The organism is Solirubrobacter ginsenosidimutans (genome assembly GCF_027587205.1).
This window is the reverse complement of sequence record NZ_JAPDOD010000025.1, coordinates 125,166-131,171: the sequence shown is the minus strand read 5'-3', so window position 1 is coordinate 131,171 and position 6,006 is coordinate 125,166. Positions and strand designations below refer to the sequence as shown.

The window sequence follows — 6,006 nt, the reverse complement described above, 5'->3', positions numbered from 1 at the left end:
GGAGGCGCCCGCCGAGCCGCCCCCGGCCGCCGAGGCCACGCCCGCTGAGGCTCCGGCTGAGGCCGCGCCCGCCGCCGAGGCGACGCCGGCCGAGGCGCCCGCCGAAGCGACTCCGGTTGCCGAGGCGCCCGCCGAGACGACTCCGGCCGCCGAGGCCGCGCCCGCCGAGGCGCCTTCCGCCGACGCTGCGGCCCCCGCCGTGACGGCCGACGCCACCGTCGAAGCGCCCGCCGCGGACGCGGCTGCCGGGGCGGCTCCCGCCGCCGACGGCGCTCCCGCCGCTCCCGCCCGCGAGGGTCAGGGTCCGCGTGGGGACCGTCCGCCGCGGCGTGACGGGCAGGGCAAGCCCGAGCGGCCTCGCCGCCGGCGGCTGACCGCCGCCGAGCGCCATCGCCGGACGTTCTTCGCGAAGCTCACCGAGCTGCGCAAGGCCGAGCAGGCGGCGCTGGAGGCCGGGACCGAGGACGCGGGGATCGAGGGCGAGGACGCTCCGGTCGCCACGGACGCCGAGGGTCAGCCGGTCGCCGAGGGCGAAGAGGCCGCGGCTCCGGTCGCTCAGGCGCCGCAGCAGCCGCAGGCTCCCGCGACGTCGCCGACCCGCTCCGCCCGCGCGCAGGCGCGTCTGGCGGCGGCGATCGAGCGCGTCGGCGGTCCCGAGGCCGTGCTCGAGGCGCTGCAGCCCAAGCGCCGCGACGACGGCGAGACGATGAAGTGGTCTTCGGTCTGCGCCGAGCAGGCGCAGGGCGTCAAGCCCGGTGACCCGACGTTCACCGCGTGGGTGCGCCTCGCGGCGACGCCCGTGCGTGACGTCAAGGCGATCGTCAATCCCCGCCCGGCCTACGACCAGCGCGGCGGCCGTGGCGGCCGTGGGCGCGGCGGTCAGGGCGGCGGCGGACGCGGCGGCCAGGGTGGCGGCGGCTACGGCGGCGGTCGCGGTGGCGGCGGACGTGGCGGTCGCGGCGACTACCGCGGCGGCGGCGGTGCCGGGCGCGGCGACGTCGAGCAGCATGGCCGCGACGGCTCGTTCCGCTCGAGCGTCCGGATCATCGGCCTCGAAGCGCTCGAGGACGCGGTCCGCAACAACGAGAAGGCCCAGGAGTCCGAAGGCGGCAACGGCGCCTCCTCTTCCGAGGATCTCGCCCAGAAGTCCTGACCTGAGGCATCCGACGCGCGCCCCGCTTTGAGGGCGCGCGCCAAACGAGCGTCAACTTCGTCGGGCTCTACCCGACGAACTTGACGCTCGTCGTGTTTTCAGGCCGGCGGGCCGATCGTCGCGGCCGAGGCGCCGAACCGCGCGACGTAGCCCGGGTGCACCGCGCGCCAGACGGTCATCGAGTCGATCGCCTCACCCTCAAGCGCCGCCGACAGCGCGTCCAGGCAGGCGTGCCAGCCGGCCGCGTCACGCGCGGCCTTGCCGATCTCGTCGAAGCGGTTGATCAGCGTCAGCTCGCATCCGTCCGGGATCGGGCGAACCTCGAGCCGCAGGGTCTCGTCGCCCTCCCACGCCAGCTCCATCACGGACTCCGGCGCGAACTCGACCATCGAGCCCGCAAACGGCGGGCCCTCGCCAGCGCGGAACACGAACTCGAGCGGCGCGCCCGCGGCGCGCTCCCCCACGACGTCGAACGGGAACCACGCCGACAGGCCTTCGGGCGACGTCACCGCCTGCCAGACCTTCTCGACCGGATGCGACAGCGCACGGACGAACCGCAACTCGAAGCGGCCGTCCCTCTCGAACAGCTCTCCGTCTTTCATAGCCAATAGGTTATATGCCCGGTGGGTGACGTGGCAAGAACCACGCCGGGATCAACCCGATCGCCGTCAGCGCCACCGCCCACCAGAACGTGTTCGCGAACGCCGTCGCGAGCGACTCGGCGGCGCCCGCACCCGCCGGCAGCGCACCCAACTCCCCGGTCGTTCCCGGGATCTGCGCGACGATCTGCCGCTGCAGCACGACCGTCAAGACGGCCGTTCCCAGCGAGCCTCCAATCGTACGGATGATGTTTATCGTCGAGGTCGCCCGTGGCACCGCCGCGCGGTCGAGCGTCTGGTAGGCCGCGGCCATCGACGGCATCATCGTCATGCCCAGCCCGACGCCCCGCACCCACAACGCGACCCCCAGCAGCACGTACGACGTCGACGCGGTGATCTGCGTGTAGACCCCCGTGCCCAGGCAGGCGACGATCACGCCGAACGGCACCACCCGCCCCGCCCCCAGCCGGTCGGTGAGCCGCCCCGCGATCGGCAACACCATCGCCGCGCCCAGGCCCTGCGGCGCGAGCAGCAGGCCGGCCGAGAGCGCGCTCTCGCCGCGGACGGTCTGGTAGTAGAGCGGCAGGATCAGCATCGCGCCGAACAGCGATACGCCGAAGATGAAGACCGTCCCCGACGCAGCCGCGAACGCCCGATCGCGGAACAAGGAGATGTCGATCAGCGCGTGGTCGCGCCGCGCGTGCACGAAGAAGGCGATCAGCAACGCGAAGCCGCCGGCGAGCCCGCCGCCCGCCTTCACCCCCATCCCGCCCTCGATCCCGAGCTCTGACAGCCCGTAGACGACCAGCGCCAGCCCGGGCGAGAGCAGCAGCAGACCGACGACGTCCAGCGGCGTGCGCGTGTCGCGCTCGGACTTCGGGAGGATCCGCGCGGCCAGGAACAGCGCGACCGCACCCACCGGCAGGTTCACGAAGAAGATCCAGCGCCAGGAGAAGTTGTCCACGATCAGCCCGCCGATCACCGGGCCGAGGATCGGGCCCAAGAGCGTCGGCACGCCGATCACGCTCATGACCCGCCCCATCCGCTGCGGGCCGGCGGCCTGGGCGAGGATCGCCTGACCGATCGGCAGGATCATCCCGCCGCCGAACCCCTGCAGCACGCGGAAGACGATCAGCGACGTCGTGCTCCATGCGAGCCCACACAGCGTCGAGCCGGCCAGGAACAGCGTCACCGAGAGCATCCACATGCGCTTGCCGCCGAAGCGCTCCATCGACCAGCCGGTCAGCGGGATCACCGTCGCCAGCGCCAGCAGGTAGCCCGTCGACACCCACTGGATCGACGACAGCGAGGCGTGCAGCTCCCGCCCCAGCGTCTCGATCGCCACATTGACGATCGTCGTGTCCAGGATCGACATGATCGTCCCGAGCACCACCACTGAGGCGAGCCGCAGGAGATCGCGGTCCAGACCCATTCAGACGCCACCGTACCCAGCGGCGTGAGATCCTGACGCGATGCCCTCCGTCTCGGCGCAGTACTCGATCGTCCTTCGCGTGAAGATCGACCACCAGCCCGGCATGCTCGGCCTGGTCGCCACCGCCATCGGCGAAGCCGGAGGGAGCATCGGTTCCGTAGACCTCGTGGCGATCGAGGGCGGCCACACGCTGCGCGACATCACGATCGAGACCGCGGGCGAGGAGCACGCCGCGAAGGTCGGCGAGGCCGTGAACGAGGTGAGCGGCGCGCAGCTGATCGAGATCACCGACCGCACGTTCCAGATGCATGTCGGCGGCAAGATCGAGCAGCGCAACAAGCTCCCGGTCCGCAACCGCGACGACCTCAGCATGGCCTACACGCCCGGCGTCGCCCGCGTGTGCACGGCGATCGCGCGTGACCGCGACAAGGCCTTCCAGTACACGATCAAGCGCAACACGGTGGCCGTCGTCTCCGACGGCACCGCGGTGCTCGGCCTGGGCGACATCGGCCCGGAGGCCGCGATGCCCGTGATGGAGGGCAAGGCGGTGCTCTTCAAGGAGTTCGGCGGCGTCGACGCGTTCCCGATCTGCCTGAGCACCAAGGACCCGGACGAGATCGTCCAGACCGTCATCAACATCGCGCCCGCGTTCGGCGGCATCAACCTCGAGGACATCAGCGCCCCGCGCTGCTTCGAGATCGAGGCGCGCCTGAAGCAGGCGCTCGACATCCCCGTCTTCCACGACGACCAGCACGGCACCGCGGTCGTGACGCTCGCGGCGCTGATGAACGCCGCCAAGCTCACCGACAAGCGCCTCGAGGACCTCAAGGTCCTGATCGTCGGCCTCGGCGCGGCGGGGATCGCCGTCGCCCAGATCTTCGTCCGGGCCGGGATCACCAACATCATCGGCTGCGACAGCAAGGGCGCCGTGCACACCGACCGCGCCGACTACCAGGACGGCAGCATGCCCGGCCTCAAGCGCTGGTTCGCGGAGGCCACGAACCCCGACAAGCTCAGCGGCGGCCCCGCGGACGTGATCGACGGCGCCGATCTGTTCGTCGGCCTCAGCGGCGCCCGCGTGATGGACCCGAGCGCCCTCGCCCGAATGAACCGCGACGCGATGGTCTTCGCGATGGCCAACCCCAACCCCGAGGTCACGCCGGAGGAGGCCGCGCCCTACGCCACGGTCATCGCCACCGGGCGCAGCGACTACCCCAACCAGATCAACAACGTGCTCTGCTTCCCGGGCATCTTCCGCGGCGCGCTGGACGTGCGCGCCCGCGACATCACGGAGGAGATGAAGATGGCGGCGGCCCGCGGGATCGCGAGCATCGTCTCCGACGCCGACCTGCGCGCGGACTACGTGATCCCGAGCGTGTTCAACCGCGACGTCTGCGACGCCGTCGCCGCCGCCGTCGCCGACCAGGCGAAGGCCCAGGGCGCGGCGGTGGCGAGCGGCAGCGAGATCGGCTACTCCCCCGGCGAGACCGAGGACTTCAAAGCCGTCCGGCCCTGAGCGCCGTACCCCTCTCATGCGCGTCACCATCACCGGAGCCAGTGGACTGATCGGATCGAAGCTCGTCGCCGCCCTCGAGCAGCGCGGCGACGAGGTGACGAAGGTGTCGCTGCGCAACGGCCCGCCTGACCCCGCGCAGCTCGCCGGGCGCGACGCGATCGTCCACCTGGCCGGCGAGAACGTGGCGCAGCGCTGGACCGACGAGTCGCGCGCGGCGATCCGCAAGTCGCGCGAGCAGGGCACGCGGCAACTGGTCGAGGCGATCGCGCTGTCCGACCCGAAGCCGCGGGCGCTGATCAGCTCAAGCGCCGTCGGCTACTACGGGCCGCACGGCGACGAGCGCCTGGACGAGGACACCCCGCCGGGCCACGACTTCCTGGCCGAGGTCTGCGTCGTGTGGGAGCGCGAGGCCGACAAGGCCGCGGAGCTCGGACTGCGGGTCGTGAAGGTGCGCACCGGCGTCGTGCTCGACAAGAGCGGCGGCGCGCTGTCGAAGATGCTGCTGCCGTTCAAGCTCGGCGGCGGCGGACCCGTCGCCGGCGGCCGGCAGTACATGCCGTGGATCCACGTCGACGACGTCGTCGGCATCTACGTCCGCGCGATCGACGACCCGGCGTGGCGCGGCGCCGTCAACGCCACCGCTCCCGAGCCGGTGACCAACAAGGCATTCAGCAAGGCGCTCGGCCACGCGCTGCACCGGCCGGCGGTCGCGCCCATCCCCGGCGCCGCGATCCGGCTGCTCTACGGCGACATGGCCGAGATCGTGACCAAAGGCCAGCGGGTCGTCCCAAAACGGACACTTGAGCTGGGTTACACGTATCAGCACCCCGCTCTCGACGAGGCGCTCAACGCCGCCGTAGGGCAAGGCTAACCAAACCGTAAGACCAAAGACGACATCCGCGCGCCCGAGCAGCCATCATTGGGGGAGTAAGCATGGGCGATCTCCCTCCGGACCTCGACCGCCTGGGCCACGCGCTGACGCACGCCACCGAGCGTGCCGTCACGCGGCGCCATCAGGCAGCGCACCGCCGACGGCGGCTGATCGGCTGCGCCGTCGCGGCGTTCTGCGTGTTCGCGTCGATGACGCCCAGCCATCTCGGCCCGGCCGACCAGCCGGACTTCTTCGCACTGGCGATCGAGCCGGCCGGCGCCGCGGTGCGCTGCGACATGCCCCGCGGGCAGCACTTCCACTACATCGACGCCTGCGTCGATCGGCACCCCGCGCCACAGGCCGCGCGCTAAAGCAGGGCAGGCTGGGCGGAGGCGGGTGGGCCGGAACGATGTCCCGACCCACACGACACGTCTC

Annotated in this window: 5 protein-coding genes and 1 pseudogene; 4 read left to right on the top strand and 2 right to left on the bottom strand. The window is 72.0% G+C overall.

What is annotated here, in order from left to right:
* A pseudogene (locus tag OM076_RS24905) lies at nt 1-1,153 on the top strand (hypothetical protein); the annotation flags it as partial.
* Nucleotides 1,154-1,251: 98 nt separating this feature from the next.
* Here the strand turns inward: OM076_RS24905 and OM076_RS24900 are convergent.
* Nucleotides 1,252-1,755 (bottom strand): SRPBCC family protein, encoded by a 504-nt coding sequence (locus OM076_RS24900; protein WP_270042802.1) that lies wholly within the window; start codon nt 1,753-1,755, stop codon nt 1,252-1,254.
* Between the two features lie 10 nt (nt 1,756-1,765).
* Complete coding sequence (locus OM076_RS24895; RefSeq protein ID WP_270042801.1) at nt 1,766-3,184, bottom strand: MDR family MFS transporter; 1,419 nt, start codon at nt 3,182-3,184, stop codon at nt 1,766-1,768.
* Between the two features lie 40 nt (nt 3,185-3,224).
* On the opposite strand from OM076_RS24895, the gene OM076_RS24890 reads away from it, so the two are divergent.
* From OM076_RS24890 to OM076_RS24880, 3 genes are all read left to right on the top strand, one after another.
* Complete coding sequence (locus OM076_RS24890) at nt 3,225-4,700, top strand: NAD-dependent malic enzyme (RefSeq protein WP_270042800.1); 1,476 nt, start codon at nt 3,225-3,227, stop codon at nt 4,698-4,700.
* A gap of 16 nt (nt 4,701-4,716) precedes the next feature.
* Entirely contained in the window at nt 4,717-5,571 is an 855-nt protein-coding gene (locus tag OM076_RS24885; protein ID WP_270042799.1) for a TIGR01777 family oxidoreductase, read from the top strand.
* Between the two features lie 62 nt (nt 5,572-5,633).
* Nucleotides 5,634-5,942, top strand: coding sequence for a hypothetical protein (locus tag OM076_RS24880; RefSeq protein ID WP_270042798.1), 309 nt, complete (start codon nt 5,634-5,636; stop codon nt 5,940-5,942).
* Nucleotides 5,943-6,006 lie beyond the last annotated feature (64 nt).

Bases quoted from the DNA above. Each gene is read 5' to 3' on its own strand.
- OM076_RS24900 (WP_270042802.1), bottom strand. From the start codon at position 1,755: ATGAAAGACGGAGAGCTGTTCGAGAGGGACGGCCGCTTCGAGTTGCGG.
- OM076_RS24895 (WP_270042801.1), bottom strand. From the start codon at position 3,184: ATGGGTCTGGACCGCGATCTCCTGCGGCTCGCCTCAGTGGTGGTGCTC.
- OM076_RS24890 (WP_270042800.1), top strand. From the start codon at position 3,225: ATGCCCTCCGTCTCGGCGCAGTACTCGATCGTCCTTCGCGTGAAGATC.
- OM076_RS24885 (WP_270042799.1), top strand. From the start codon at position 4,717: ATGCGCGTCACCATCACCGGAGCCAGTGGACTGATCGGATCGAAGCTC.
- OM076_RS24880 (WP_270042798.1), top strand. From the start codon at position 5,634: ATGGGCGATCTCCCTCCGGACCTCGACCGCCTGGGCCACGCGCTGACG.